This window comes from Nocardia sp. NPDC051030 (assembly GCF_040683015.1).
Classification (GTDB): Bacteria; Actinomycetota; Actinomycetes; order Mycobacteriales; family Mycobacteriaceae; genus Nocardia.
Genome location: NZ_JBFBCD010000001.1, coordinates 56,172 through 82,656, shown reverse-complemented (window position 1 = coordinate 82,656; position 26,485 = coordinate 56,172). Strand labels below are relative to the sequence as shown.

Genomic DNA, 26,485 nt, shown 5'->3' with positions numbered 1-26,485 from the left:
ACTCATCTACGACCGTAACGACCGGCGCACCCCATTTTTGTTCCCGCGGGTCCGCCGACCGGCGTGCGACGGGGGAACCTGCCCGTTCGCGGTCAGATATTGCGGTGGTCAGATATCGCGCTGGTTCACGAACCACCAAGCGCCCGCCACCGCCGCGGCCGTCCACAGCACCAGCACGGCGGTAGCGGCCGGTGGCGGCGCGAGGAAGGCGGTATCGGCGAACTTCCCACCACTGATGGCGCTCACCGTCGCCGAGACCGGCAGGATCGTCCCCAGCCCCGCGAAACCGATGGCGCGCGCGGTAATCCACACCAGCGGCTCGAGAATCGCGAGCCCCAGCACCACGCCCACCGCCTGAATCGGCGACCGCAAGAGAAATCCCAGCGACGCGCCGATGACGGCCCAGCAGGTCGCGGCCAGCGCCACCCCACCCAGCACGGCGAACAATCCCGCCGTCACCGGCACCTTGTCCCGCCCGATCAATAGCATCGCAGCCCCGCCGACCAACTCCATGGCCAGCACGGTCGCCAGCGAAAACGCCGCCACCACCCCAAGTTTCGCCCCGAGCAGCAGATTCCGGTCCGGCGTGAACACCGAACTCACCGCCAAACTCCGAAACCCGTACTCCCACCCCGAAGCCAACGCCCCGAACACCCCGGCCGAAGCCACGGTCAAAACCAATGCCCACCCGACAACCGCGGCTCCCCACCCGGAAGCGAAGACGAACCCATCCTTCTTCGACGCGCCGGGCTCGAACGTCAACCCCAAAGCCAGGAACGCCAACACCCCGACGCCGAACACCCCACCGGCCAACGCCCAATTGACCCGAACCGAAGTAGCCTTCCGCACTTCGGAATTCGCGGCCCGAGCCACCACCGGCGGCACAGTCACGATCATCGAGCATCCTTTCGTCGGGTGCGGCAGCCACCGAGAACATGATCAGCCGTGGCGACCCCGAGGTGACGGAATCGGCCAGGAAGTTCCGCCATCCGGGCTCCCCGGTCATGAATTCCGGCCGGGCGCGGCCCGGTGCCCGCGTGGTGAGGGGTGATTGGTCCGGCTACGCGGGACCGACTGGCGGGGTCCGCTCTCAACGCGGCATTCCGTACATGACGGGAGAGGTTTGGGGGCGGGTGAGGGCCGCGAGGACCTGGTCGGGGTGAATGTGTTCCGGAGTGATCTCGGTGAGCTGGACTCGGGCCGAGGAGGCGGCGGATTCCAGTTGGGAGAGCGTGGCTTCGGCCACGGCGAGGCGGCCGTCGGGGCGCATGACCGCGTCGGTGAAGCCCTGGGCGGCGAGGGTGGTGGCCAGGGCGATGGGGCTGGAGGATTTGACCAAGAGGCGGTCCGGGTGGCTGCGGCGCAGGCGAGCGGGGCTGCCCTGGTAGACGATTCGGCCCTGGTCGAGGACGATCAACTCGTCGGCGGCGGGCAGGATCGTGCTGAGACTGCGGGAGGTCAGCAGGACGGTGCCGCCGCGGCGGGCGTGCGAATGTAGATGCTCGTAGAGCCAGGTGCATTCGGCGGCGTCCAGCCCGGAGATCGGGTCGTCGAGGATCAGCAGCGGGGGATTGCCGAGCAGCGCGATGGCCAGGGCCAGGCGGGTGCGCATGCCCTCGGTGAGGCTGCCGACACGCTGGTCGGCCATCGAATCCAGCCGAACCAAGCCGAGTAGCTCATCCACGCGCGCATCGGAAACGCCTGCGGCGGCGGCGAATACGCGTAGTTGGGCGCGCGCGGTGCGGGCGGGGTGCAGACCCCGGGGCGAGAGCATCGCGCCGATCGCCTGCCTGCCGGGCTTGACTCCGGAGCCGGGGCCGCCGACCTGTGCGGTGCCGGAGGTCGGCCGCAAGTGGCCGAGCAGCATGCGCAGGATGGTGGTCTTGCCCGCGCCGGGCGGGCCGACCAGGGCGGCGACCTTACCGGCGGGCACCACGAAGCTCACCTTGTCGACGGCGGTGACGGTGTCGAAGGTCTGGCTCAGCCCGGCGGCGGCGAAGGCGAGCGGCCGTGGCCGGGTCACGACTTCCGGTTCCCGGGCGCGGTTTCCACGGCGGGCAGCGGATCGGCGTCGATCACCAGCGGACGCGGCCAGACCAGCGGCGGCGCGCCGAATGCGTTGCGCGCGTTGTCGATCGTCTTGTGGCCGAGCGCCCGATTGCCGAAACCGCCGATGGCCGCGCCGATCCCGGCCGGAATCACCTTGCCGAGCATGAGCGCGCTGCGCTTGGCGAGGAACTGCACCATGAATCGCTTGAGCAGCGAATCGTTCATGGAGCTGATGCCGGGAATCTTGGTCGACATCAGGCTGCCCCAGTTCTTGGCGGAGGTCCCGACGCTCTTCTGCACGATCTCCATGCCGCTCTCACCGAGCACGACGCCGAGCACCAGGGCCCGCCGCCGTTCCTTGTCCTCGGGCGCGACACCGTGCACGGCCGCCACGGCGAGCGTGAACACGGCCGAGGCCTCCAGGAAGAACGCGGTCTCCGCACTCATGGCCGCCAGCGCCGTGAAGGTGCCGACACCCGGCACGGCCGCGGTCGCGCCGACCGCGGTGCCGCTGCCGGTCACGGCCTTCAAATACAGCTTCTCGATCCGCGTAACAATCTGCGCGGGCGACTCACCAGGGTGCGCGTCCCGCAGCTTGCCCACATATTTCGCGACGGCAGGCGCTTGCACCTGGGCCCCGTTGTCGAGCAGCGAAACGACCGTTTTCTCGAACCCGGCCTTGAACATCGACAACACCCCTTCTTAGTGCGGTCCTCCGACCCAAACTCTATGGCACCCGGACAACGATCCGCATCGGACAGCGGTTCCGAGCCCGCGGGCAGCACACCCGGGGCGTGTCGTTCGCGCATCGGGGCCAGCCCGCCACCAGCCGGGCGAAGGCCACCGGGTGGGCGGACTGAAACCACTGAGTAATTGGTGTGGCCGCCGGGTGAGGTGGGTGATCGGGGTGTGGCCGCCGGACGGGCGAAGCGAGGCGAGGTTGCCGGGCAATTGGGCGAGACCTGCTGGGCAATCGGGGGTGAGGTTGCCGGGTGATCCGCGTGCGTCCGTTGGATGGGCGGAGCGAGGCCGCCGGGTGGATCGGGCGGGTCGGCGGGCGATCGGGCGTACGGGTCGGCGTCAGTATCGGCCTCGATCCACCACTCCTGCATGCCGAGCCACTTCCGTACCGAGCGGTCCTCGAGGTGGCCCGAATCCGCCTACCGTGAAGACCGTGGCAGGTGTGTCGGACGGCGCGAAGGGATTACCCGACCCGCGACTGCGCGCCTATGTCTGCGGGTACAGCGGTTACCTGCTGCGCGGGTTCGAGCCCGGCACGCATGTGGGCATGCCTGGCACCGGGCTCACCGTGATCATCACCATCGATGAGCCGATCAGCGTCCCGGTCTCCTCCCATCCGGAGCAGCCCGGCGGTACCTGGGACATGCTGGCCAGCGGGTTGACCGTGCGACCCGCTGTCATTGCGCACAACGGTTTCCAGCACGGCATTCAACTGGCCCTGACCCCGCTCGGCTGCCGCGCGCTGTTCGGCGTTCCGGTCGCCGCGCTGGGTTCGTGGATCGTGGGCCTGCCCGAGGTGCTCGGCCCATGTGCCGGGGAACTCTGGGAACGCCTGGCATCCACCGTGACCTGGCCGGACCGCTTCGCGGTCCTCGATGAGATCCTGCTGCGACGGGTGCGCCCCGTGCACTGGGATTCGGAGCTGACCCGCGCCTGGGAGCTGCTGTCGGGCCCCGACCCGGCCGTGCGGGTGGCCGCCGTCGCCGACGAGATCGGCTGGAGCCGAAGACATCTCGGCAATCGCTTCACCGCTGAGTTCGGTGTCACCCCCAAGGACACCGCCCGCATAGCCCGCTTCGAACGCTCGCACGCCATGCTGCGCAACCCGAACCCGCCCCCCTTGGCCGAGGTCGCCGCCCTGGCCGGGTTCTACGACCAGGCCCACATGGCCCGCGAATGGCGCGAACTGGCGGGCATGCCGCCCTCGGTGTGGCGGGAGCGCGAGGTGTTCCCATTCGTCCAAGACCAACAGCACGCCGACGCGGGACGCTGAACCCATGACCGATTCGACCACCTCAGTAAAGACCGGCACCGTCGTCTGGCCCACCTTGGTCTACGCCGACGCCAATGCCGCGATCGCGTTCCTGGAAAAGGCCTTCGGCTTCGAAACCACCGCCCGCTACGGCGAAGGCGACGTCGTCCACCACGCCGAACTGGCCTGGCCCGGCGGCGGAGCCATCATGCTCGGCGGCGTCCGCGAGGGCATGGCCCTGGAGTGCCAGCCCCCCGGCGTGGGTTCCGTCTACGTCGCCCTCGAAGATCCGGACACCCTCTACGCCCGCGCCAAGGCCGCAGGCGCAAATATCACCCGAGAACTCCGCGACGAATCCGACTACGAATCCCGCGGTTTCACCTGCCGAGACCCCGAAGGCGTCTACTGGAGCTTCGGCACCTACCGAGGCGCCCAATCCCACTGACCGCCCATCGCCGAGGGAGCGATGGTGGAGGAATTTGTCCGATTTCGCCACCACCACCGCTCCCTCGGTGGTGTGTCAGTTGGGGGCGTGGCCCGGGGGGACTCGTTCGGCATCGATCGGTGGCGGGGGAGGGGTGCCGTCGCCGAAGGGGTTGCCGCCCAGGGATTCCCGGCCGTGCGGGGTCAGCCAGTCGGCCAGGTCAGGGCCTTGGGGGACGATCTTCGTGGGGTTTATGTCCGTGTGGACGATGTAGTAGTGGTCCTTGATCTGCGTGAAGTCGACCGTGTCGCCGAAGCCGGGGGTTTGGTACAGGTCTCGGGCGTAGGACCACAGGACCGGTAGTTCGGTCAGCTTCTGTCGGTTGCATTTGAAGTGGCCGTGATAGACCGGGTCGAAGCGGACCAAGGTGGTGAAGAGGCGGACGTCGGCCTCGGTGATGGTGTCGCCGACCAGGTAGCGCTGGGTGGCCAGGCGCTCGGAGAGCCAGTCGAGGGCCGTGAAGAGGCGGTCGTAGGCGGCCTCGTAGGCCTCCTGGCTACCGGCGAATCCGCAGCGGTAGACGCCATTGTTGACCTCGGTGTAGACGCGGCGGTTCACCGAATCGATCTCGGCGCGAAGGTCTTCCGGGTACAGCGCGGGCGCGCCGGGACGGTGGAATTCGGTCCACTCGGTGGAGAAGTCGAGGGTCATCCGCGCGTAGTCGTTGGTGACGACCTGACCGGTCCGTTCATCCACAATGGCGGGCACCGTGATGCCGCGCGGATACTCCGGATCCCGCTTCAGATACGCGTCGCGCAGAAAGTGGATCCCCAGCACCGGATCCACCTCGCCCGGATCCAGATCGAAGGTCCAGCTGCGCTTGTCATGCGTCGGCCCGCACAACCCCAGCGACAGCGCCGATTCCAGCCCGAGCAGCCGCCGCACGATGAGCGTGCGATTCGCCCACGGGCAGGCGCGCGCGGCCACCAGGCGATACCGCCCGGCCTCGACCGGATACCCCTCGCTCCCGTCGGCGGTAATGCGCGTGGTGATGTAGTTCGTGTCCCGTGTGAACTCGCCAGGTTCGACGTAGCTCCCCGATTTGGTCGTGGTCACCCGCCCAGTCTTCCAGATTCAGGGCAGGACAGCTGAGACGTTCGTGTCAAATCGTGCCATTCTGTCGGGAGTCGGGTTGTAGAGGTGGCTCGATGGTTGCGCGTGTCGATCCTGAGAGCTTTTGTGTCGCAGTGTTAATCCCTACGATCGAACACATGAGCGATTGTGGGGAGGTTTCAACCTCCGGTGCGCAGCGTGTGACCCAGGCGTACCGCTTCGCTCTCGAACCCACCGCCGAGCAGCAGGCGATGCTGCGGTCGCATTGCGGTGCACAACGATTCGCCTACAACGCCGGGCTCGCGCGGATCCGAGCGAACCTGTCCCAGCGCCACGCCGAAGCCTCCTACGGCATTGCCGAGGAACAGCTCACCCCACCGGTGGGGTGGTCGGGCTATGAGTTGCGTCGCTGGTTCAACTCGGTGAAGGACACCCTCGCCCCGTGGTGGGCGGAGAACTCGAAGGAGGCCTACAGCTCCGGATTCGCCCACCTCGCGGCCGGGTTGACCAACTTCCGCGCGTCGAAGAAGGGCACCGCAAAGGCCGGAAGGTTGGTTTTCCCGCCTTCAAGCACAAACACGGCAGGCAGAGCGTCACCTTCACCACCGGCGCAATCGGTGTGGTGGACACCGATTCCCGCCACATCAAGTTGCCGAGGATCGGAGTGATCCGCACGGCGGAGTCCACGCGCAAGCTGGCGCGGCGGGTGCGCATCGGCACCGCCTCGATCGGTTCGGCCACTGTCTCCTACGGCGGTGGCCGCTGGTTCGTGTCGTTCGTCGTGACCGTGCAATGCCACCCCCGTGCCGCCCGCGCCTTGGCGCGGTGGTGGGCGTGGATCTGGGGGTGAAGAACCTGGCGGTGTTGTCCACCGGGGAGGTGATCCCGGCGGCGAAGCATTACCGCAAAGCGCAGAAACGCCGCCGCAAGGCGGCCCGGAAGATGTCGCGCCGCCAGGATCCGGCGCGGGGTAAACAACCGTCGAATCGCTGGCGACGTGCGCGCGGAGTTGGCGAAGGCCGAAGCGCGGGTGGCGAATCAGCGCCGCGATGGCCTGCACAAGCTGACGTCGCGGCTGGTGCGCGAGTTCGGGACGATCGTCATCGAGGATCTCAATGTCGCCGGGATGGTGCGTAATCGGTGCCTGGCCAAGTCGATCCATGATGGCGGGTTCGGTGAGTTCCGTCGCCAACTGACCTACAAGACGGCTTGGTCCGGCGCCCGGTTGGTGGTGGCCGATCGGTTTTATCCCAGTTCGAAGACGTGCTCGCGGTGTCGTTCAGTGAAAGCCAAGCTGGGCCTGCGTGAGCGTGTCTTTCGGTGCGAGGTGTGTGGTCTCGTGCTGGATCGTGATCTCAACGCGGCCCGTAATCTGGCGGCGTTGGCTGTTGCCGCGGTGACCCCGTGGGCGTCCTCGGCGAGTTGCGTCGCGACGGTAAACGTGCCTGCTGGAAACCGTGTCAGACGGGCTCGCGCCCGCAGTGGTACTGCCACAGGAAGACCCGCACCCTCGGGGGCGGGCCAACCCGGCCGGGGTAACCCGGCAGGCCAAGGAATGCTTTCACACGTTTCTTGAACGGTTTAGATTCAGGCCATGACTGACGCGAAGCCCACCCGCCTGGAACGTATCGAGACCGCAGGGGGTGCGCAGGCCGCGATCCTCACGATCGCCCACCCGCCGCTGAATCTGTTCGACAAGGCGCTGCTGGAGGCCCTGGCGGCCGATATCGAGGAGTTGTCGGCAAATCCGCCGCGCGCGCTGTTATTGCGCGCCGAGGGCAAGTTGGTGTCCGGCGGGGTGGATGTGCATGTGTTCGACGGGCTGTCGGTGGAGGAGGGCGCGCAGCTGTGGCAGACGCTGTTCGCGCGGATCATCCATCCGCTGGAGGCGCTGCCCTGCCCGGTCATCTTCTCCGCGCACAGCCTGACCCTGACCGCCGCCTTCGAGATCGCCCTCGCCTGCGACATCATTCTGGCCGCGCCGAAGGCCAAGTTCGGTCTGGTGGAGACCGTGGTCGGCCTGACTCCGTCCATGGGCGGCCCGCAGCGGCTGGCCGAGCGTGCGGGTTCCGGGCGGGCGCGCGAGTTCGTCATGACCGGCGATCTGTACGACGCGCCGACGATGGCCGACTGGGGTGTCGTGAATGCGATTCACGAGGATGTCGATACCGCTGCCCGCGCACTGCTGGCCCGCCTGGCCGAGGGGCCGACCAAGGCGCATGCGGCGACCAAGGAAATCATCGGTGCGTGGCGTTCCGGCGGTGTGGCACACGCGGATTCGGTGACGCCCGAAGTCTCGGGGCAACTCTTCGCAACCGACGATCTGCAAGGTGCGGTTCGCAGTTTCCTTGCGGTCGGTCCGGGGAAGGCCACTTACACAGGGCGGTGAAAGGTTTCGGGGGAATCAAGCCCCGCATCGGTTTGCCGACAATCCGCCCATTCATGTGATCTGCATCATATAGTCACTCATGCCTGCACGCCTCGGAGGCATTCGGAGGGACTGATGTCGCAGTTACTGGTCGAATACCCGCACTCGCGAAATGTCCGGTGCGACAACCCCCTTGCGCGCGGGGCAGATGGTGTCCTGCGCTACGGAAATCTGACCCCGGCCCTCACCGAGTTGCTAGACATCCAGGTACACACCTTCGCGGCGCGTGAAGCGGTGGTCGAGATCGGCGGCCCCCGCCTCACGTATCGCGAACTCTGGTACTCCGCCTCGCGGATCGCGGGCGGGTTGCAGGAGCACGGCATCGGCTACGGCGACCGCGTCGCGGTGCGCATGCCGGTCGGCGCGCGCTGGGTGCAGGCATTCCTGGGTGCGCTGCTCTCCGGCGCGGTCCCGGTGCTGGTGCACGACGGACTCCCGGATGCGGTGGCGGAGCAGGTGATCCACGATGCCTGCACCGATTACATACTGGACGGTGGTGGCAGCGCGGCGGGCTACCGCGACGCGCTCCCCGACGCCGCCGCCTTCATCGACGACGGCGCGTCCCTCGGCGAACTGGCCCTGCTCTGCTACACCAGCCCCGGCGCCGAATCCGGTCCGCGCGGCGTCGAACTCACCAATGAGAACCTGCTCTCGGCAATCCGTTCCGTGGTCGGAGCCCTCGAACTCCCGATGGAGGGCCTGCGCAACCTGGTCCTGCTGCCCTTGGCCCACGCCAGCGGCGTAGTGGACCAACTCCTCCCCACCTTCGCCGTGGGCGGCACCGTCGTCCTCACCCCCGATCCGGCCGCCGTCCCGGAAACCCTTGTCTCGGAACGAATAGACATGGTCTCCGCCACCCCCCGAATCTTCGCCGGACTCCTCCCCGGCCTCGCGGGCCTGCGCGTCGAACGAGTCCGCCAAGTCTGTAGCGCCGGGCACCGAGCCGAACTCGCCGCCGCCGATTCCGCCCCCGACACCGTCACCGACCGCCTCCGCGAAGTCTTTCCCGAAGCCCGCCAATGGTCGGTCTGGGGTGCCACCGAAACCAGCGGAATCGGCCTCGCCCGAGACGACGCCGCAGCCGCCCCGGATGCCCTCGGATTCGCCTTCGGCGGAACCGAACTCGCCCTCTGCGGCCCCGAAGCCGCAGCAGGCCAAGGCGAACTCCTCTGCCGAGGCCCGAACGTCACCCGCCGCTACTGGAACGACCCCCAAACCACCGAATCCCGCTTCACCGGCCCCTGGTTCCACACCGGCAACCAAGTAAGCATCGACCCCGACGGCCTAGTCCGCCGAGCCCTCGCCGACTAACCCCCGAGGGAGCTGCACCAGCGGGAATCCGAGTGCCCTGTCCGCCGAGCCCGTGAGCGCACCTCGCGAGGGAGCCGTGGTGGTGGGAATCCGAGCGGCGTCACACCACCAGAGCTCCCTGACCATGAACCCTGCGCGGCCTGGTCCGCCGCGCCCTCGCCGACTGACCCTCGGAGCCGAGTGGAGCAGTTCGATGCGCCCGCCTGCATGCCCTCACCCCGCGATTCGCTGAGGGAGCTGTGGTGGCGGGAATCCGAGCGAAAACACGCCACCAGCGCTCCCTGATCATGAACCCCGCGCGGCCTGTTCCGCCGAGCCCACGAGCGAACTTCGGTGAGGGAGCTGTGGTGGCGGGAATCGGGGTGGAATCACGCCACCAGTGCTCCCTGATCTTGGTCAGTCGAGGAGGCGGGTGCGGAGGGCTTCGCGGTGGGTGGGGGTTATGCCGCATTCGGTGAGGTAGCCGTCGAGGTCGCCGTACATGGTGAGCATGGAGGTGGTGGCGGACTCGAGGTATTCGGGGCGGACGCCGAGCAGGTCGTCGGAGAGTTCCTCGTTGGATTCCTCGGTCATCCAGGCGCGCAGGGTGGGGACGGCGTCATTGCTGAGGAGGTAGTCGGCGTAGACGTCCTCCTCGGTGACGTCGAGGGCGCGGAGCAGGGTGGCCACGGCCCAGCCGGTGCGGTCCTTGCCCGCGGCGCAATGCACGAGGGCGGTGCCCGCCAGGACGGTGTCGGCGAGCGTCTTGATGGCGATATTGGCCTCGGGCAGGGCGGGGAACTCGCGGTAGACCTCGAGCATGTGGGCGCGTGCGGTGGCGTCGCGGCGGGCCTCGTGCGGCGGGGTGTCTCCTATGCGCGGATCGAAGGGGGTGACGTGCAGGCGAACCTGCTCGGGCAGCACGTCATGGCCGATGAAGTCGATCTCGCTGTAGCCGCGTAGGTCGTGCACGTCGGTCACGCCGAGACCGAGGAGGGTGGCCTGGCCTTCGTCGTCCAGCCTGCTCAGCTGGGCCGCACGGAGCAGGATGCCCTCGCGGACCGTGCCGCCGCCGGTGGTGCGGGCGCCGCCGACATCGCGGAAGTTGAAGGTGCCGGACAGGAGGAATTGGTCGTGGCGCGCTGAAGTCACCCGATCAGGCTAGCCGTGGAGTCTCGGTTACCGGGCGGTTGAACTCGGTGACCGGGCAATCTTCGGCGGGAAGCTCGAGTGTCCGCTGTGAATTCGGCGGCGCGTCTTCGGGGGTGTGTCGTGTGCGTTGTCGCACAGTGGCTATCTTTGTCTCGAGCGATGTCCGTAAAATACCGAATGGTCCTAATGGTGGCTTTACCGGGCGATTGAGCAATTTCGACGATTCCCATTCGATCGCGAGCCCGTTCCGATTAGGTAACGAAACAATCTTGTGGTCCGAAAACGGCTATCAAAGCTGGTCACGGACATCGAAAACGACGTAGCATCGATACCCGTTGAACGGGTACGCCGGGTCCTGCTCGGGGATCAGTGCCGATCTGCCAGCCCGTTGAACGAACTGCGCACGCAAATGCGCGAGTTCATTCGCTATAGGGAGTCGTCGTTGAGCGCTAGTGGAGAAATCATCCAGGCCGGGCTACGCCCGGCCATGACCGAGGCCATCGAGAAAACGGCCGCGTCGCTCGACTTCACCGGTAATCGCGCCCTGCGGGTCCTGCTGCATGCTGGAGTCAGCACGCTGTGGCCGATGTTGAAGTCCACGCCGGATCGTCAGCTGAAGGCCTATGAGGCCACCCTCCAGGTGCTGCGTCGGCGTTGGGAGCATCAGGGGGTATGTGTTCCGGATCCGGTGGCGTCGGCCATGTTCCAGGAACTGGACGCGTCGGTCACCGAATTTCTGGAACTGTGCGCGGTCCGCTCGGGCACGCAGTGGCTGGAGCCGTGCGATGCCATTGCCGCCTACCTGCTCGCCGTGATCCAGGGCATGGTGTTGCGCTGGCTGGCCGATTGCGATGACGAGACCTCGCTCGTCGTGCTGGACGACCTGGTCCAGTACCTGTCCACCAAGGCGGTGGACGTCCCCTGACCGGGACTGACCGAACCGTCGTCCGGTTTCCCTGGACGAGTGACCAGTTTCGTGGTCGAATGAACCCGTGACAGATCCGTCGCCGATTTCCGGGCTGCACGCGGCCACCGCCGAACTCGACCCGCCACTGGCCGCGGTCGACCTGAACGCCCTGCGCGCCAATGCCGCCGATCTGGTGCGCCGCGCACGCGGGGTGCCGATCCGGGTGGCCAGCAAATCCGTGCGCTGCCGCGCCGTCCTCGAAGAAGCGCTGGGCAGCGGCCTCACTGCGTCCGGCGGATTCGCCGGGATCATGGGTTACTCGCTGCGGGAAGCCATTTGGCTGGCTCGCCAAGGTGCCCGGGACATCCTGCTCGGGTATCCGACCGCCGACCGCGCCGCACTGGCCGAACTCGCCGCGGATCCGATGCTGCTCGATGCCATCACGCTGATGATCGACGACACCGCCCAGCTGGATCTGATCCGCGCCGCCATTGGCACCGAGAAGATCGCTCCCCGTGTGTGTCTCGATGTGGACGCCTCCCTGCGGGTCGGCCCGCTGCACCTGGGCGTGCGCCGCTCTCCGATCCGTACCCCCGAACAGGCCGCGACGCTGGCGACCGAAACCCGTGCTCGCGGTTTCAGAGTCGTCGGGCTGATGACCTATGAGGCGCAGATCGCCGGGCTGCCGGACACCAATCCCGCTGTGCGACTGCTGAAGAAGGCGTCCGCCGCCGAAATCCTGCGGCGTCGGCACAAGGTCGTGGAGGCTGTTCGTGCCGCGATCGGTGAACTGGAGATCGTCAATAGCGGTGGCACCGGTTCGATCGAGGTCAGCATCGCCGACCCGAATGTCACCGAGGTGACCGCCGGATCCGGCCTCTACCTGCCGACTCTCTTCGACGGCTACCGCAATCTGGCTCCCCGGCCCGCCATGTACTTCGCCCTGCCGGTGCTGCGCCGCCCCGCCGCGGGCATGGCCACCACCTTCGCCGGTGGCTATATCGCTTCCGGCCCGGCGGGAACCTCACGCGTCCCGAAGCCGGTGTGGCCCAAGGGTTTGAGCCTGATCGGCACCGAGGGCGCGGGTGAGGTGCAGACTCCGCTCACCGGCGCGAACGGCTTGAGCATCGGGGATCGCGTCTGGTTCCGGCACGCCAAGGCGGGTGAGCTATGTGAGCGCTTCACCGAGGTTCATCTCGTCGAAAACGGTATGCGCAGAACGGTTCCCACGTATCGCGGTGAAGGGCAGTGCTTCGGCTGAGACCGGAGCGGCCGGGTCAGACGCGATCCAGTTGCAGGGTTGCCGCCAGGTCCGAGAGTTCCGCCGTTGTGGCCGGGAGGTATTCGGTCAGCAGCGGGGAGCGGACGATGACGGCCGACCACATGGCGCGGGAGATGGCGCTGGTCAGCCAGTGGCGCGAGAGCAGTGCGGCAATGCCGTGCGGGGCGTCGGCGGGGGCCGAGGTGGTCATGGAGACCAGGACCACGGCGGCTTCACGGCCCTGGAAATGGTCGGGGGTGCCGACGAGGACGTCTTCGATTCGCGCCCGGGACAATAAGGTTCGAATGCGGGCCACCTGAGCGTGATAGGGGGCCACGACCAAGATGTCGTGCGGGTGCAGGCGGCGGGTGACCGCGCCGGTGTGCCAGGGCAGGCCCAGGAGGGTGCGGACCTGGCGGACTATTTCGCGGGCCTCTTCGGCGGATTCGGTGCTGTTGCCGTGGTGTTCGACCGAGACGGTGCGCACGCCCGGCGGGACGCCGTCGAGTTCCCTTGCCAGGGTGACGGTTTCATTGGAGCGGAGCCGATTCTCGTAGCGCAGCCGGGACACCGGGCCGGACATGCGCGGGTGCATGCGCCAGGTGCGGTCCAGGAAGTAGCCGTGCGCTGCGGGGAGGGTGCGGTTCGCGCCGACCAGGCGGCCCAGGGCGGATTCGGCGATCGGCTCTGGATGCGCGCCGTGCGCGGCGGCGGGCGCGGGATCGCCTACGAGTAAGAGATTTCGGGCGCAGACCGCGACGGCGACGGCCTCGGCGAGCGGGAATTTCCCGGCGTCGACGATCACCAGGAGATCCAGGCCCGCCCGGGAGATGCGTTCGTCATCGGCGAAATCGCCTGGGAGACCACCGACTACACAGCCGTTCACGGCATTGTCGAGGAAACGCGGATACCGGGAGGCATCGATGGGCAGCCACTCCGAGGCCACCGACTGCGCGTCGGCCTTGGCGACGAGCTCGGGCAGCACCCCGACCTCCACCACCGCGTCCAGCACATGCTCGACCACCGCATGCGAGCGCGCCACCACCCCGACCCGCCACTTGTACCGGGTGACAAGCCTTTCCAGCACGCGCGCGGTGGTGTCGGTCTTGCCGGTGCCGGGCGGGCCCTGCACCGCCACATAGGAATTGTCGAGATCGAGCACGGCCGCGGTGACGGCGGCGGCGTGATCGCCGAACACCTCCGGGAGCGCCTCGCCGGTGCGCAGTCGCGGTGGGCGGCGGCACAGCAGATCGAAGACGGCGGTCTCCGGCACCTGCGGCAGCGTGATCAGCAACCCGTGCGCGATGTCCTCGAGGGCTTCCTCCAGGAACACCTCGCGGCCCGGCGGGCGGGGGGCGATGGCGGTGGGTAGCTCATCGTAGGGCTCGCACCCGGCGGGCAGCTGTTCCACCACCCGCACCACATCCTCGAAATTGGCGTCGAGGGAGCAGCCGAGCACGGTGGCGTGCGCGGTGGCGCGACGCCCCGGCAGCGCGGTCATGCCCGGCGCGGGACGGTCGTAGAGCGTGAGCACGTGAGTCCCGGGTTTGGGTGCGTTCCCGGTGCCCAGCCGTCCGGTGAGCGTCAGGTACCGCCGCATCGGCCGCTGACCGGTGCTGTGCCACTTGGTATCCACCGTGCCCCAGTCGGCGAGCAGCACGCCGGGGGTATCGGCCCATTCCTCCACCGGATGATCGAGCCGATCGTCATGCGCCCACCGCTGCGGCTGCCGTTCCCGCCGGTGGTACCCGAGCGCCGCCGCGGTGTACGCCGCCGCCGTCTGCGCCATCGACCGATCCACCCGCCCGGCATCCGCGAATTCCCGCAGCGCCGCCTCGATCTCATCCGACCCGGTCTCCGCATAGTCGTACGCCCATCGCCGCGCGGGCCGCACCTCATGCTCGGCGGCCACATCCAGCAGCCAATCCCGCAGCCGCAGTACAGCTTCCGGCCCGTCATCGGCCTCGCCCTGATTAGGCGGCAACTGATGCAGGTCATAGGACCGCTCCCCGACGATCAACGCCGCCCGCACCACCGGATACAAATCGACCAGCGCGGGCAACAACTCCGCCACCAGATCCTCACCCTCGGAATACCGTTCCCCGAGCGCACTCAATACCGCCCGCAGATTCCCCCGATAGTGATGAATCCGCAGCTCCGAGAACTCCCGCTGCCGCTGCGCCAAGAACTCCAACAACGCATCCGCATCATCCTGCGAACCCCCCTGCCGCCCAGCCTTTTCATCCCTCTCAGCCCGATGCCCCGCCCGAATGATGAAGGTGCGCACCGCATCCCCGCCCAGGTCATCGCCGGGCCCGAAGGTCATCTCCTCATCCAGCTCGCCCGCTGTCCCGGCGGTCGGGTCGAGCACCGTTGCTCCGGTCTGGCCGGGCGCTGCCCCGCTCGTGGGGGACGTCTCCTCGGCCGAGTCGAGTGGGATGTCGCCCACGGAGGCGAGCGGCGATTCGCTGCCGGGAGCCATCACAGTTTCGGGCGTGAGTGCGAGTGGCGACCGTGCGGCTGGGGCGAAGCGTGTCCGTCCGGCCGGGGCGAGCGGTGTCGCGTCGGTTCCAGGGGTTGCGGCTCGGATGGCGACTATGAGGTCGCCGATGGCGTCGGTGAGGCGGCCGGAGAGGGGGTCTATGGGGAGGTCGGGGATTCGGACGCTGATGAAGAGGTCTCGGGGGGTGGGGGTGGGGAGGGCGGCCAGGGCGGCGGCGTCGATGAGGGTGTGGGCGGGGGTGCCGGTGGTTTCGCGGTGGATTTGGAGTTCGGCTTGGCGGCGGAGGGTGGTGAAGGTGGGGGCGGGGACTCGGGTGACGGTGGCGTCGGCGGCGGCGAGGCGTTCGACGGTGGTGATTCCGGCGTCGCGGAGTTGGGCCCGGGTTGCCGGGCGCATGCCCGCGACGAGAGCCAGGTCTCGGCGGGACTCCAATTCGAAGGTGCAGGCGGGGCAGCGGCCGCAGGCGAGGAAGCGGCGGTCGCCCCACTGCACCGGCAGTAGCTCACCGAGTTTGGCGTCCAGGATGAGGTTCAGGCGGGCGCGGCGCGCGTGATAGACGACGGCGATATCGGCCAGCGAATGCGTGGTCGCGATGCCGTCCAGCCACAGCCGGGCCTGGGGCGCGGGCCGGAAGCCATTGTGGCGCAGGGCGTCCGCGCAGGCGGCCAGGGTCAGCAGGGCGGTGACGGCGGTGCGCGGGGTGGCCACGGCGGCGGGCAGGTAGTCGTGGGTTTCGGGGTCGCTGTCGTGGAGCAGGAAATCGCATTGGGCGGCAAAAGAGCCGTCGAACACGACCGCTCCTGCGACCGCGTCGGCATTGGCGCGCAATGCGGTGAGGGTCTGCTCGTGCGCGGCGTGCAGGGCGGCGGTGGACTCCGCGGGGTCGCTCGTGCCCGGAATGCGTACGCGCACCACGCCGCTGCCGTAGCGGTCGCGCAGATCCGCGAGCCGGTGCTCCACGGACATATCGGAGGCATGAGTCAGCGCGCCGGTCGACGGGAGCTCGATCGGCGTCACCAGTCCCAGTTCGGCATCGAGAGCACGCAACAACGCGAACTCACAGCGCGCCGCCGCAACCAGGTCACCGGTGCTGCATACAACGCGATCACCGAACAGAATCAATCGCGGCCCTCCTGCGTCCCTCCGCCCGACACCCGCACCCGGCCGGAGCGTCGTTCATGGCCGAGTCGCGCAACAGCGTAATGACTCCCGGCGCGATGGTGTGTGGCCAGGTGGGGTCGGGGGCGTTCCGCGGCCGGTCCGCGCAGCCGCACGTCAGCGTGCGTTTTGCGGGCGGTGTTGCGGGACAACATGACTCGGGATCGCGCGGATTCGCGACGGTGGGCGCGGGCCCGGCCGGGTGGGTGAAAGGCGGCGTGCCATTCCGGCGTGTCGCCCACGGTCCGGCGCGCAGAAACGCTCCCGGAGTGGAGCAAACTCCTTGCGCGACCGCCCTCCCGATGCGATCGCACCTTTTGCGACAATCACCCGATGCCGTATCTCGATGGCGCTCGCGGCCGTCTGCACTACCGCCGTTGGCCGATCGAAAACCCGGTGGCACTGATCGCCCTCCTGCCCGGAATCGGACAGCACAGCGGCCACTACCACCGCTTCGCCCGCGCCCTCGAGCCCGCCGGAATCGAACTCTGCGCCCTCGACACCTCCGGCCACGGCCTCAGCGAAGGCGACGCCGCCCGCCCCGGCACCCTGCCCGAATTGTCCGCAGACGCCACCACTTTCCTGAATGCGATTCGCCCCCACCCCAACCCGCCCCTGATCCTCATGGGCCACTCCCTGGGCGCGGCCACCGCTTTCGCCGTCCTGGCAGACGACCCGGCCCCGCCCTGCGCCGGTCTCATCCTCTGCGGCACCCCCAAAGCAGTCTTCGAGGGCCTTCCGCCGAAATCTGCCCGCGGCAGCGACGCCTCCGATCCCGGGGGCAGCAGCGCTGTTTCGCGTGCGCGCACCGAGGGGGCCGTCCGCCGCACGGCCGCCCCGCGGACGGCAGCACCCGGCGACGATGCCGTGGTCGCGCAGCAGACCGGTGGCCGTGGCGGACTCGGCTGCGGTCGGCGCACCTCGGCGGCAGCTGGTCCGGTGCTGCCGGAGGGGTTGCCGGTGCTGGTGGTGCACGGGGTGGATGATCGGCGGGCTCCCATCGATCCCGTGCGTGCGTGGGCGGGGAAGGTGGCGGTGACGTTCCGGGAGTATTCGGATGCGGGGCACGACCTGCTGCATGAGCCGGTGGCGGCGCAGGTCAGCGCCGATATTGCCGAATGGGTGCGGGCGTTCGCCGGAGTGCGTTGAAAAGATCTTCAACTGTTGTGGCTCGCAGGCGTTTACGGCTGAAGGGCATCAACGAGGTTCACTGACGTCCGGAGGTTCGGTGGGGTGCAGCAACTCCACCACCTCCGCATCGGTGAGCTGATGGAAGTCCCGATACGCCCCGCCCACTCCGCCGAGAAAACGGGGGACCAGCGGGCACACCACCTGATCGCAGAACGAGCGAACCCGGTGCAGCGCCTCGGCGGAGGACACCGGGACCGCCACGATCACCCGCCGGGGCTCGTGCAGGTATGCGATCTCGCAGCCGACGGCCACGGTGGCTCCCGTGGCCATGCCGTCGTCGACGATCACCACGGTCCGGTCCTTCAAGGGAATCGGCGGCTCGGCCCGCAATACCAGCCGCCGCCGCTCCAACTCGGCCCGCTCCATATCCTCGATCTCGGCGAGCTGCTCGGGTGTGACCCCGGTATGCCGCATGACATCGTGATTGAGGACCCGCACCCCGTCCTCGCCGATCGCCCCCATCGCCAGCTCCGGCTGCCACGGCACGCCGAGCTTGCGGACCAGCAGGATATCGAGCTCCCCGCCGATGACATCGTGCACGGCCACGGCCACCGGAACCCCGCCACGAGGCAGTCCCAGCAGCAGCGGGTCAGCCGCGCGCAGGTGCTCCAGCATCCCACCCAGCGCGCGTCCGGCGGCCCCCCGATCCGGATAGATCATCGGTTCCAGTCTAGTTGCCGAAGGCCCGCTTCGGGCCGCCGAGCAGCGCAAACTCTGCCGTCGAGCTGCGCGGATCCGTTCGCCCCGATCCAGCTGGACGGTGCGACCAGGGCTCGCCCGTCCGAGCGGTGATGTGCCGCAGGGGTTTTCGCTACTCGCCGCGAATCGTGTAGCGGCGGAGAGCGAGGCTGGGGTTGGTGGTGCGGACCTCGGCGAGATATTCGAGGTCCACGTGGGCGGTGGCGATGCCCGGGGTGTCGCCGAGTTCGGCGAGGACCGCGCCCGTGGGGGAGACGATCATCGAGGTGCCCGCGCCGCGCGGGGCGGCGTGGTCGGCGGCGGCGACGTACATGGTGTTCTCGATGGCCCGCGCGCGCAACAGGGTCGTCCACTGGTCGACCTTGCCGGGGCCGGGAATCCATTGGGCGGGGAGCACCAGGACGTGTGCGCCGGCGGCGGCGATGCGGCGGATGCCTTCAGGGAAGCGGAGGTCGAAGCATGTCTGCATGCCGAACACGACGCCGTCGACGGTGAAGGTCTGGGGTTCGTCGAGCGGTCCGGGGAGCACGAAGTCGGATTCGCGGAAGCCGAAGGCGTCGTAGAGATGCGTTTTGCGGTAGATCGCGGCGAATTCGGCATCGGGGGACGCGGCGACGAGGGTGTTGTAGATGCGCCCCGCGGGCGCGTCCCCGCCCGGCGCTTCGGCCACGCCGGCCACCAGATGCACCCCGAATTCAGCTGCGATTCCGCGCAATCCGTTCACGAACGGCCCGGTGAGCGGTTCGGCCGCGGCCACCACCCGCTCGTCCAGCCGAGTCGTGGCGAACATCGAGTATTCGGGTGCGATCACCACCTTCGCCCCGAGTTCGGCCGCCGTCTTGACCTCTCGACGCAACGCGGTGAGATTGGCCACGGTGTCGGTGTACGGATCGAACTGCACCACCGCCACATCCACGGTGCCCGCGGCGGCCGTTTCGGTGAGCGGTTGCACGGCGGGGGAGGGTTCGTGAATCACGGTCGCCATCCCGCTCGAGCTGGCGGATTCGGGCGTGGCGAGGGTGCCGGTCACGTAGTTGTGGACCGGGACCGGTTCGGTATGACCGAGTCCGGAGGGCGGAGTGAAGGGCGCGGAGGCGGCGGGCGCGGGCGGGTTGTCCGGTTGCACGACTACCAGCGTATTCACCCGATGGTTGGGGCGACTACTAGCAGGCAGTAAACTGCTGGTCAATATGAGCACCTCACCGGCCGACACCGTTCCAAGCGACGACGAGAGGGACGCGACCGGCCCGTCCTTCGCCGATCTGGGCATCGATGACCGCATTCTGCGGGCCATCGCCGATGTCGGCTACGAATCGCCGTCGCCTATTCAGGCAGCGACGATTCCGCCACTGCTGGCGGGCAACGACCTGGTGGGTCTCGCACAGACCGGTACCGGTAAGACCGCCGCCTTCGCCATTCCGGTCCTGATGGGCCTGAACCCGACCGGCAAGGCGCCGAAGGCGCTGGTGCTGGCTCCGACTCGTGAGCTGGCGATCCAGGTCGCGGAGGCGTTCGGCCGGTACGCCACGCATATGCCCGGACTGCATGTGCTGCCCATCTACGGCGGCCAGAACTACGCGGTGCAGCTGTCGGGTCTGCGGCGCGGCGCACAGGTGGTGGTCGGTACTCCCGGCCGCGTGATCGATCACCTGGAGCGCGGCACGCTCGATCTGTCGGAGCTTCAGTACCTCGTCCTGGACGAGGCCGACGAGATGCTCAAGATGGGCTTCCAGGAGGACGTCGAGCGCATCCTGCGTGACACGCCCGCCGAGAAGCAGGTCGCCTTGTTCTCGGCCACCATGCCGACGGTGATCCGCAAGATCTCCAAGCAGTACCTGAAGGATCCGGTCGAGATCACGGTCAAGACCAAGACCTCCACCAACATCAACATCACCCAGCGCTGGGTGCAGGTGTCGCATCAGCGCAAGCTGGACGCGCTGACCCGAATCCTCGAGGTCGAGCCGTTCGAGGCGATCATCATGTTCGTGCGCACCAAGCAGGCCACCGAGGAGTTGGCCGAAAAGCTGCGCGCGCGTGGGTATTCCGCCGCCGCCATCAATGGCGATATCGCGCAGGCACAGCGCGAGCGCACCATCGGGCAGCTCAAGTCCGGTGTGCTCGACATCCTGGTCGCCACCGATGTCGCCGCGCGTGGCCTGGACGTGGATCGCATCTCGCATGTCGTGAACTACGACATTCCGCATGACACCGAGTCGTACGTGCACCGCATCGGCCGCACCGGTCGCGCGGGCCGTTCGGGTGAGGCGCTGCTGTTCGTCGCCCCGCGCGAGCGCCGCCTGCTCGATGCCATCGAGCGTGCGACCCGTCAGCCGCTGACCGAGATGCAGCTGCCCAGCGTCGACGACGTGAACGCACAGCGTGTGACCAAGTTCGGTGACGCCATCACCGAGAACCTGGCCTCGGACAATCTGGCCTTGTTCCGCAAGCTGATCGAGGACTACGAGAAGGAACACGATATTCCGCTCGTGGATATCGCCGCGGCCCTGGCCATCGGCTCCTACGACGGCAATAACTTCTTCATGGAGCCCGATCCGGAGCCGGTGGAGCGTCCGCGCCGCGAGCGGGGTGAGCGCAGCTTCGAGGATCGCCCGCCGCGCGAGCGTCGCGAGGGCCCGTCGCATCACCGGAACACCGGCGAGGAGCTGGCCACCTACCGGATCGCGGTCGGCAAGCGGCACAAGGTCGCGCCGGGTGCGATCGTCGGGGCCATCGCCAATGAAGGTGGCTTGCGCCGTAGCGATTTCGGGCATATCAGCATTCGGCCGGATCACAGCCTGGTCGAGCTGCCCGCCGATCTATCGGATGAGACGCTGAATGCGTTGAGCCGCACCCGGATCAGCGGTCAGCTGATTCAGCTACAGCTGGATTCCGGTCCGCCGCGGTCGATTACCCGGGCTCCGCGTCGCGATGCGGGCGGGAGCGCGAAGCCGCGCTTCGAGCGTCGCAAGCCGCGCTCCTGACGCACTAGCTGGACACGAATAACGGCCGGGCCCAATGGGTCCGGCCGTTATTCGTTGTGTGTGATCAGGTCGTCTGGGATCAGTTGGCGTCGGAGGAACCCATATTGCCCGAGCCGGAGTCCGGTGCCGCGGCAGGCGTGGTGGCGGGGGCCGCCGGGTCGGTGGTGGCGGGAGCGACCGGGATTTCGGGCACGGTGAACAGGCCGACGGTCGGGAAGACCAGGCAGCGGGCCGCGGGGTAATCGACTGTGCCCCACAGGGTTGCGATCACGGTGCCCGCTCCGGAATCGACGGTCTTGGCCAGCGCGGGCAGGTTGTATTCGGTCTGCTCGTCGAGCATGTCGATACCGCTGCGGCCATTATTGATATTCAGCCAGACCACGCTCAATCCGGAGGAGAGCGAGAAGCCGACCTGCTGCACATTGGCCTGGAAGCGCAGGGTGCCGGGCTTACCGGCGACGCCATTGCCGGTGCTTTCGATCCCGGGGACACCCGCGGCCGAGGTCATGCTGAACGGCAGGCTGTAGCCGCAGCCGATGGTGGGCGCGGCATAGGCGAAGGGCGTGAACCCGATCGTGCCGAGGTTCGCGGCGGCCACCAGCTTGGCGGTCTTGACGGCGTCCTGCACCGCGACCTGAGCGTTCTCGTCGTGGCCTGCCACCTCGGTGAGGTGTTCGATGCCGATGTCCAGCGGGGTCTTCGGCTGGTCGGTGATCTTCGGTTCGGCGGCCGCGGTGGTGGTGCCGAGGGCCGCCGTGGCGGCCGCGATGGCGACGACCGATGCGGCGCGCCGGGACAGGGTCCTGCCGTTCACTCGTACTGCTCCTGCGAACTCGGGTACCGATGGTTGATCGGGTGGCCTGATCTTCTCGGCAACGTACCAGCTCCGACTGTGAGCCGGAACACGACCCCGGCCGGTCGGTGTGATCCAGCCGACAGGGTCCGACTTACCGGGGGGTAAGTTTATTCGTGACACGACAGCGAAGCTGGGAGAAGCGATGAAACTTGCCCTGTCACCAGACGAGGTGAAATTCCGGGATGAACTGCGCGAGTTCTACCGATCCAAGATCCCGGCGGAGATCCGCGACCGCGTCAAGTACGGCCGTGAGCTCTCCCGCGACGACATCGTCACCACGCACAAGATCCTCAACGAGCACGGCTACGCGGTACCTAAGTGGCCGGTGCAGTGGGGCGGGCGCGACTGGACGCCCATGCAGCGGCATATCTGGGAGGACGAGATGCAGCTGGCATCCGTCCCGGAACCGCTCACCTTCAATGCGCAGATGATCGGGCCGGTGATCGCGCAATTCGGCTCCGAGGAACTCAAGCAGCGCTTCCTGCCGCCGACCGCCGCCCTCGACATCTGGTGGTGCCAGGGCTTTTCCGAGCCCGACGCCGGATCCGACCTGGCCTCGCTGCGCACCACCGCCGTGCGCGACGGCGACTCCTACATCGTCAACGGCCAGAAGATCTGGACCACGCTCGCCCAGTACGCCGACTGGATCTTCTGCCTGGTCCGCACCGACCCGAATGCCAAGAAGCAGGCGGGCATTTCGATGCTGCTCTTCGATGTGAAGACACCGGGCGTGACCATCCGCCCGATCAAGCTCATCGACGGGCATCACGAGGTCAACGAGGTGTTCTTCGAGAACGTGCGGGTGCCCGCCGATCAACTGGTCGGCGAGGAGAACATGGGCTGGACGTACGCGAAGTTCCTGCTCGGCAATGAGCGCACGGGTATCACCGGCGTGGGGCGCACCAAGGTCAAGCTGGGTGTGGCGAAAGAGTATGCGGCACAGGTCAAGTCGGGTCACGGCACGCTGCTGGAGGATCCGATTTTCGCGGCGCGCATCGCGGAGTTGGAGAACGAGCTGCTCGCGCTGGAGCTGACGCTCGCACGCGTCGTGTCGAATACCGATGACGGCAAACCGAATCCGGCCTCCTCGGTGCTGAAGCTGCGCGGGTCCGAACTCCAGCAGGCCGCCACCGAACTGCTCCTGGATATCGCCGGGCCGGACGCCCTGCCCGTTCATGCCGACGACATCGCTTCCCCGGCATGGGCGCAGCGCAGCGGCCCGGCCTATCTCAACTATCGCAAGACAACCATCTACGGAGGTTCCAGCGAGGTGCAACGCACCATCATCGCCTCCACCATCCTCGGATTGTGAGGCGCCACCATGGATTTCGATCTCACCGATGAACAGGTCATGCTCCGCGATACGGTCCGCGACCTCCTCGCCCGCGCCTATGACCCCGAATCCCGACTGAAGACCACCGACACCGAACTCGGCTGGAGCCGCGACGTCTGGAACCAGCTCGCCGAACTCGGCGTCCTGGGGCTGGCTTTCAGTGAGGAAGACGGCGGTGTCGGCGCGGGGCCGGTGGAGACCATGGTCGTCTTCGAGGAGGTGGGGCGTCGGCTGGCCCCGGAACCGATCCTCGACGCCGTCCTGACTCCCGGCCTCCTCATTGCTCAAGCTGGCAATGCCGACCAACGTCAACGGGTTCTCCCCGACGTGGTCGGTGGTGAGAAGCTCCTCGCCTTCGCCCACGACGAGCCCGGAACCCGTTGGCCTGTAAACGAACTCGCCACCTCGGCCACTCCCTCCGGCGATGGCTTCACGCTGACCGGCACCAAAAACCCGGTCCCGCATGGCGATTGCGCCGACACCCTCGTGGTCAGTGCCGCTCTCCCGGACGGCACCATCGGCCTGTTCTTGGTCGACGCCACCGCCAGCGGAGTAACCCGCATCCCGTTCCGCACCTTCGATGGGCGTCGCGGCGCACAGATCACCTTCGCCTCGGCCCCTGCGGAACAGTTGAACGGTGCCCCGGCGCAGGCGGCGATCGACGCGGTGACCGCCCAGGCTCAGGCCGCCCTCTGCGCCGAATCGCTAGGCGCGATGGAGGAATCCCTGCGCCTGACCACCGAATACCTCAAGACCCGCAAGCAATTCGGCGTAACCCTCTCCAAGTTCCAAACCCTCAGCCAGCGTGCTGCCAACATGTACGTCTCGCTGGAGTTGGCCCGGAGCATGAGCCTCTATGTCACAGCGGCTCTCGCTGACGACATCACCGATCCGGTGGTCGCGTCTCGGGCGCGACTCCAGATCGGCCGGGCTGCTCGGCATATTGGGCAGGAATCTATCCAAATGCATGGCGGGATCGGCATAACCACCGAATACCCGGTGAGTCACTACGTGGCCCGGTTGACTGCCATCGGCCGGACCTTGGGCGACGATCTCTCCCACCTCCGAACCCTGACCGACCGCGTATCCGACTACACCCTCGTGGAGTTCTGAGGCGAAACCCTTGTCCGGCTCGGCCTTCGGCCATCGCTTTCATTTACCGCACCGGTCAAAAACACCGACTCGGCCGCTCGTGCCCCAAGCGCACGGCAGTACGGATATAGCGTGGTCGCCTCGCCTGCCGTACCCGACTTTGGCTCCCCAGCCCGGAGCCGTCACCTCTCGTCCCAGCCTGGCTGGAAGGTTGTGGTCCCGTTCCGGGACCAACAACCAAAGAACAAGAGACGAAAGATGAAAAGACTCGAGACACCCACCAGGGGCCGGGGCGCGGCGGGGTCGGGTATCGGCGTGTCGCGGCGTGTCGGCGTGGCTTGTTCATCGAGAGGGGACATGAGCCGGGGTTTTGTCCGGATCGACCAGCCTGATGTCCCCTCTGAACGTGTTTCACCTCGGGATGCGCGATCGGCGGACCTCCCCGCTGGTGAGACGCCGAGAAGGCCAGCGGGGGAAGCCCCTCAAGGGCGTGCCCCTGCAAGGGAATCCGGCAAGCCGGGCATGAACCCGCACGAGCCGGGGCGGGCGTCGGTGTGTCGCGGCGTGTCGGGGTGGCTTGTTCATCGAGGAGGACATGAGCCGGGGTTTTGTCCGGTTAGACCAGGCTCATGTCCCACTGAACGTGTTCTACCCTGAAGGCGCGCAGCGGCGGGGGCCTTGGGAGGCCTCGCGGCTGCTCGTTGGTCTTTGTTCTTGTCTTGTATCTCTTGTTTTGTCTCTTCTTGTCCAGGCGTCTTTTGTCTTGTGTCTCTTGTCTTTTAATCTCTTCAGCCGAGCGCAATGAGGGCCATGCGTTGTGAGGCTGGATAGAACGCCTGTGCGGCAAGGGGATCGGGCAAGCCGGGCGTGAACATGCAGGTGGAGGCTGTGACTGTCGGGTGACTACTCCGAGTCGTCCTCGGTGGTCGGGGTGAGAGTTGTCGGGCGCACAGTGGTTGGGGGGAGGGTGGTGGGTCCCTCTGTTGTGGTCGGCTCCGTGGTGCGGGTTGGGTCCGTGGTGGGAGCCGGGCGAGTTGTGGTGGTGCGGGTGGTGGTGGGGCGGGGGATGCCGGAGGTGGGGGCTTCCGGGTCTTCCGCGGCGGTGGTTGGTGGGGTGGTTAGGGTGCGGCGGGGCGGTTGGTCTGCGGCTACGCGCCAGGTGGGGGAAGGCGGGATTATGACGGCGGGGGTGGTTTTGCCGGCGGCTGAAGTTGCCGGGGCCGCTTGGAGATCCGCGTTCAGGGGGGGTGGGGCTACGTAGGTGTCTTGGCCGCCCAGGCCGCAGGCGCCTAGGAGGATCAGGCCTAGGGAGACCGCTCCGACCGCGGCGGCTGCGTAGGTTGCGGCGGCGGGCAGGCGGCGCAGCGGGGTGGGGCCGCGATCGTCCGCGCCGGCGTTGCTGCCGTCCATTGGTGGCACTCCTGATTCGTGTCGAGTGGGCTCACACTAACGGAGGTGGCGGTGCGGGGCCAGGCGGGTGGTCGGTTCGAAAACCGGGGGCGCCGAGGGCATTCCGCGGGACACAACCACATTTCAAACAGCGATGATTCAGATATCGAATCAGTAAAGTCCGCGCGTTTTGGGCACGTGTCGTATGGACTTTTCGTTGCAGAGCCGTAATGTGTGTCCAAAGTTACACGTGATACGCCCGAAATTAGCCGAGGGGCGCGCCGAGGGTTTTTCATGGCACCCTGTGGCCGCTGTTCCCGGTGGGCGTCATCGAGGAGTAGATGATGGGTGCATTTTCGACATCTCCGTTGCGTGCCGCGGCACGGGCGGGGGAAGCGGCGGCCTCGGAGTCGCCGCGATTGTCGGCAATTCTGGCCCGCTACGCCGCCTGGTTGATCTTCCTGGGTGGAGTCACGGGCGCAGTCCTCGGGATCGCCGGGCTACGCGTCGAAACTACCGTCGCGGGACTGATTCTCGCTTGCACCGCCGGTCTGGTGCTACTGAAGCTGCGCGCCGACGCGAGCAATGCCGAGCGTTCGAATCAATAATGCGAGCAACTGAATAGCTAACTCAGGGATTCGAATTCCCGGCGCGCAGCCACATTCT

At 67.5% G+C, this 26,485-nt stretch carries 24 protein-coding genes and 1 pseudogene; 15 read left to right on the top strand and 10 right to left on the bottom strand.

The genetic code is table 11. The annotated features are described in order from the left end of the window. Positions 1-108: 108 nt before the first annotated feature. The 3 genes from AB0N05_RS00375 to AB0N05_RS00365 all read right to left on the bottom strand — a co-directional run bounded on the left by AB0N05_RS00375 (position 109) and on the right by AB0N05_RS00365 (position 2,736). The gene (locus tag AB0N05_RS00375) at positions 109-897 is read right to left on the bottom strand and encodes an ABC transporter permease (protein WP_364685387.1); all 789 of its coding nucleotides are present in this window, start codon (positions 895-897) and stop codon (positions 109-111) included. 193 nt (positions 898-1,090) lie between these two features. Next, entirely contained in the window at positions 1,091-2,023 is a 933-nt protein-coding gene (locus AB0N05_RS00370) for an ATP-binding cassette domain-containing protein (protein ID WP_364685384.1), read from the bottom strand. After that, entirely contained in the window at positions 2,020-2,736 is a 717-nt protein-coding gene (locus AB0N05_RS00365; RefSeq protein WP_364685381.1) for a hypothetical protein, read from the bottom strand. The genes AB0N05_RS00370 and AB0N05_RS00365 overlap by 4 nt, the downstream gene beginning before the upstream one ends. Positions 2,737-3,223: 487 nt before the next feature. On the opposite strand from AB0N05_RS00365, the gene AB0N05_RS00360 reads away from it, so the two are divergent. Both AB0N05_RS00360 and AB0N05_RS00355 read left to right on the top strand, forming a co-directional pair. Then, positions 3,224-4,063, top strand: coding sequence for a helix-turn-helix domain-containing protein (locus tag AB0N05_RS00360; protein ID WP_364685378.1), 840 nt, complete (start codon positions 3,224-3,226; stop codon positions 4,061-4,063). A gap of 4 nt (positions 4,064-4,067) precedes the next feature. Continuing rightward, the gene (locus tag AB0N05_RS00355) at positions 4,068-4,487 is read left to right on the top strand and encodes a VOC family protein (RefSeq protein WP_364685375.1); all 420 of its coding nucleotides are present in this window, start codon (positions 4,068-4,070) and stop codon (positions 4,485-4,487) included. A 75-nt stretch (positions 4,488-4,562) separates the two neighbouring features. Here AB0N05_RS00355 and AB0N05_RS00350 read toward each other — a convergent pair whose 3' ends face one another. Continuing rightward, complete coding sequence (locus AB0N05_RS00350; protein WP_364685372.1) at positions 4,563-5,582, bottom strand: glutathione S-transferase family protein; 1,020 nt, start codon at positions 5,580-5,582, stop codon at positions 4,563-4,565. A 155-nt stretch (positions 5,583-5,737) separates the two neighbouring features. Here AB0N05_RS00350 and AB0N05_RS00345 point away from each other — a divergent pair, with 155 nt between their 5' ends. The 6 genes and pseudogenes from AB0N05_RS00345 to AB0N05_RS00320 all read left to right on the top strand — a co-directional run bounded on the left by AB0N05_RS00345 (position 5,738) and on the right by AB0N05_RS00320 (position 9,318). Continuing rightward, positions 5,738-6,247 carry a helix-turn-helix domain-containing protein gene (locus tag AB0N05_RS00345; RefSeq protein WP_364685369.1) on the top strand — a complete coding sequence of 170 codons (510 nt, stop codon included), beginning with the start codon at positions 5,738-5,740 and terminating at the stop codon, positions 6,245-6,247. Then, entirely contained in the window at positions 6,244-6,429 is a 186-nt protein-coding gene (locus tag AB0N05_RS00340) for a hypothetical protein (protein WP_364685366.1), read from the top strand. The genes AB0N05_RS00345 and AB0N05_RS00340 overlap by 4 nt, the downstream gene beginning before the upstream one ends. Continuing rightward, positions 6,372-6,518: pseudogene (locus tag AB0N05_RS00335) on the top strand (transposase); the annotation flags it as partial. The gene AB0N05_RS00340 and the pseudogene AB0N05_RS00335, both read left to right, overlap by 58 nt. Continuing rightward, positions 6,478-7,155, top strand: coding sequence for an RNA-guided endonuclease TnpB family protein (locus tag AB0N05_RS00330; RefSeq protein ID WP_364687388.1), 678 nt, complete (start codon positions 6,478-6,480; stop codon positions 7,153-7,155). The pseudogene AB0N05_RS00335 and the gene AB0N05_RS00330, both read left to right, overlap by 41 nt. An 18-nt stretch (positions 7,156-7,173) precedes the next feature. Next, positions 7,174-7,968 carry an enoyl-CoA hydratase/isomerase family protein gene (locus AB0N05_RS00325; protein WP_364685364.1) on the top strand — a complete coding sequence of 265 codons (795 nt, stop codon included), beginning with the start codon at positions 7,174-7,176 and terminating at the stop codon, positions 7,966-7,968. A 114-nt stretch (positions 7,969-8,082) separates the two neighbouring features. Next, entirely contained in the window at positions 8,083-9,318 is a 1,236-nt protein-coding gene (locus AB0N05_RS00320; RefSeq protein WP_364685361.1) for an AMP-binding protein, read from the top strand. Positions 9,319-9,714: 396 nt separating this feature from the next. On the opposite strand, the gene AB0N05_RS00315 is transcribed toward AB0N05_RS00320, so the two are convergent. Beyond that, complete coding sequence (locus AB0N05_RS00315) at positions 9,715-10,449, bottom strand: tyrosine-protein phosphatase (RefSeq protein ID WP_364685358.1); 735 nt, start codon at positions 10,447-10,449, stop codon at positions 9,715-9,717. Positions 10,450-10,891: 442 nt separating this feature from the next. Between AB0N05_RS00315 and AB0N05_RS00310 the strand changes: the two genes are divergently transcribed. Together AB0N05_RS00310 and AB0N05_RS00305 are read left to right on the top strand one after the other, a co-directional pair. Further along, complete coding sequence (locus AB0N05_RS00310) at positions 10,892-11,374, top strand: TetR family transcriptional regulator (protein ID WP_364685355.1); 483 nt, start codon at positions 10,892-10,894, stop codon at positions 11,372-11,374. Between the two features lie 67 nt (positions 11,375-11,441). After that, positions 11,442-12,617, top strand: coding sequence for an amino acid deaminase/aldolase (locus AB0N05_RS00305; protein ID WP_364685353.1), 1,176 nt, complete (start codon positions 11,442-11,444; stop codon positions 12,615-12,617). Between the two features lie 16 nt (positions 12,618-12,633). On the opposite strand, the gene AB0N05_RS00300 is transcribed toward AB0N05_RS00305, so the two are convergent. Beyond that, entirely contained in the window at positions 12,634-16,242 is a 3,609-nt protein-coding gene (locus AB0N05_RS00300; protein WP_364685350.1) for an AAA domain-containing protein, read from the bottom strand. Between the two features lie 369 nt (positions 16,243-16,611). On the opposite strand from AB0N05_RS00300, the gene AB0N05_RS00295 reads away from it, so the two are divergent. Beyond that, positions 16,612-17,427, top strand: coding sequence for an alpha/beta fold hydrolase (locus tag AB0N05_RS00295; RefSeq protein ID WP_364685347.1), 816 nt, complete (start codon positions 16,612-16,614; stop codon positions 17,425-17,427). A 48-nt stretch (positions 17,428-17,475) separates the two neighbouring features. Here AB0N05_RS00295 and AB0N05_RS00290 read toward each other — a convergent pair whose 3' ends face one another. Both AB0N05_RS00290 and AB0N05_RS00285 read right to left on the bottom strand, forming a co-directional pair. After that, positions 17,476-18,129 carry a phosphoribosyltransferase family protein gene (locus AB0N05_RS00290; RefSeq protein WP_364685344.1) on the bottom strand — a complete coding sequence of 218 codons (654 nt, stop codon included), beginning with the start codon at positions 18,127-18,129 and terminating at the stop codon, positions 17,476-17,478. A 151-nt stretch (positions 18,130-18,280) separates the two neighbouring features. Next, positions 18,281-19,153, bottom strand: coding sequence for a carbon-nitrogen hydrolase family protein (locus tag AB0N05_RS00285; RefSeq protein WP_364687386.1), 873 nt, complete (start codon positions 19,151-19,153; stop codon positions 18,281-18,283). Positions 19,154-19,358: 205 nt separating this feature from the next. On the opposite strand from AB0N05_RS00285, the gene AB0N05_RS00280 reads away from it, so the two are divergent. Next, positions 19,359-21,149, top strand: coding sequence for a DEAD/DEAH box helicase (locus AB0N05_RS00280; RefSeq protein ID WP_364685341.1), 1,791 nt, complete (start codon positions 19,359-19,361; stop codon positions 21,147-21,149). Between the two features lie 79 nt (positions 21,150-21,228). Here AB0N05_RS00280 and AB0N05_RS00275 read toward each other — a convergent pair whose 3' ends face one another. Next, a complete protein-coding gene (locus AB0N05_RS00275; protein WP_364685339.1) occupies positions 21,229-21,963 on the bottom strand; it encodes a hypothetical protein in 735 nt (244 codons plus the stop codon). Positions 21,964-22,147: 184 nt separating this feature from the next. Between AB0N05_RS00275 and AB0N05_RS00270 the strand changes: the two genes are divergently transcribed. Then, the gene (locus AB0N05_RS00270; RefSeq protein ID WP_364685336.1) at positions 22,148-23,317 is read left to right on the top strand and encodes an acyl-CoA dehydrogenase family protein; all 1,170 of its coding nucleotides are present in this window, start codon (positions 22,148-22,150) and stop codon (positions 23,315-23,317) included. Between the two features lie 9 nt (positions 23,318-23,326). Further along, entirely contained in the window at positions 23,327-24,451 is a 1,125-nt protein-coding gene (locus AB0N05_RS00265) for an acyl-CoA dehydrogenase (protein WP_364685333.1), read from the top strand. An 882-nt stretch (positions 24,452-25,333) separates the two neighbouring features. Here the strand turns inward: AB0N05_RS00265 and AB0N05_RS00260 are convergent. Beyond that, on the bottom strand, positions 25,334-25,840 hold the full coding sequence (locus tag AB0N05_RS00260) for a hypothetical protein (protein WP_364685330.1): 507 nt from the start codon (positions 25,838-25,840) through the stop codon (positions 25,334-25,336). A 323-nt stretch (positions 25,841-26,163) separates the two neighbouring features. Between AB0N05_RS00260 and AB0N05_RS00255 the strand changes: the two genes are divergently transcribed. Then, entirely contained in the window at positions 26,164-26,427 is a 264-nt protein-coding gene (locus AB0N05_RS00255; protein WP_364685327.1) for a hypothetical protein, read from the top strand. Positions 26,428-26,485: the final 58 nt, after the last annotated feature.

Excerpts from the sequence above, each read along its gene's own strand:
- AB0N05_RS00375 (WP_364685387.1), bottom strand. The coding sequence starts at position 897 with ATGATCGTGACTGTGCCGCCGGTGGTGGCTCGGGCCGCGAATTCCGAA.
- AB0N05_RS00365 (WP_364685381.1), bottom strand. The coding sequence starts at position 2,736 with ATGTTCAAGGCCGGGTTCGAGAAAACGGTCGTTTCGCTGCTCGACAAC.
- AB0N05_RS00355 (WP_364685375.1), top strand. The coding sequence starts at position 4,068 with ATGACCGATTCGACCACCTCAGTAAAGACCGGCACCGTCGTCTGGCCC.
- AB0N05_RS00345 (WP_364685369.1), top strand. The coding sequence starts at position 5,738 with ATGAGCGATTGTGGGGAGGTTTCAACCTCCGGTGCGCAGCGTGTGACC.
- AB0N05_RS00325 (WP_364685364.1), top strand. The coding sequence starts at position 7,174 with ATGACTGACGCGAAGCCCACCCGCCTGGAACGTATCGAGACCGCAGGG.
- AB0N05_RS00320 (WP_364685361.1), top strand. The coding sequence starts at position 8,083 with ATGTCGCAGTTACTGGTCGAATACCCGCACTCGCGAAATGTCCGGTGC.
- AB0N05_RS00295 (WP_364685347.1), top strand. The coding sequence starts at position 16,612 with ATGCCGTATCTCGATGGCGCTCGCGGCCGTCTGCACTACCGCCGTTGG.
- AB0N05_RS00290 (WP_364685344.1), bottom strand. The coding sequence starts at position 18,129 with ATGATCTATCCGGATCGGGGGGCCGCCGGACGCGCGCTGGGTGGGATG.
- AB0N05_RS00285 (WP_364687386.1), bottom strand. The coding sequence starts at position 19,153 with ATGGCGACCGTGATTCACGAACCCTCCCCCGCCGTGCAACCGCTCACC.
- AB0N05_RS00280 (WP_364685341.1), top strand. The coding sequence starts at position 19,359 with ATGAGCACCTCACCGGCCGACACCGTTCCAAGCGACGACGAGAGGGAC.
- AB0N05_RS00270 (WP_364685336.1), top strand. The coding sequence starts at position 22,148 with ATGAAACTTGCCCTGTCACCAGACGAGGTGAAATTCCGGGATGAACTG.
- AB0N05_RS00265 (WP_364685333.1), top strand. The coding sequence starts at position 23,327 with ATGGATTTCGATCTCACCGATGAACAGGTCATGCTCCGCGATACGGTC.
- AB0N05_RS00260 (WP_364685330.1), bottom strand. The coding sequence starts at position 25,840 with ATGGACGGCAGCAACGCCGGCGCGGACGATCGCGGCCCCACCCCGCTG.
- AB0N05_RS00255 (WP_364685327.1), top strand. The coding sequence starts at position 26,164 with ATGGGTGCATTTTCGACATCTCCGTTGCGTGCCGCGGCACGGGCGGGG.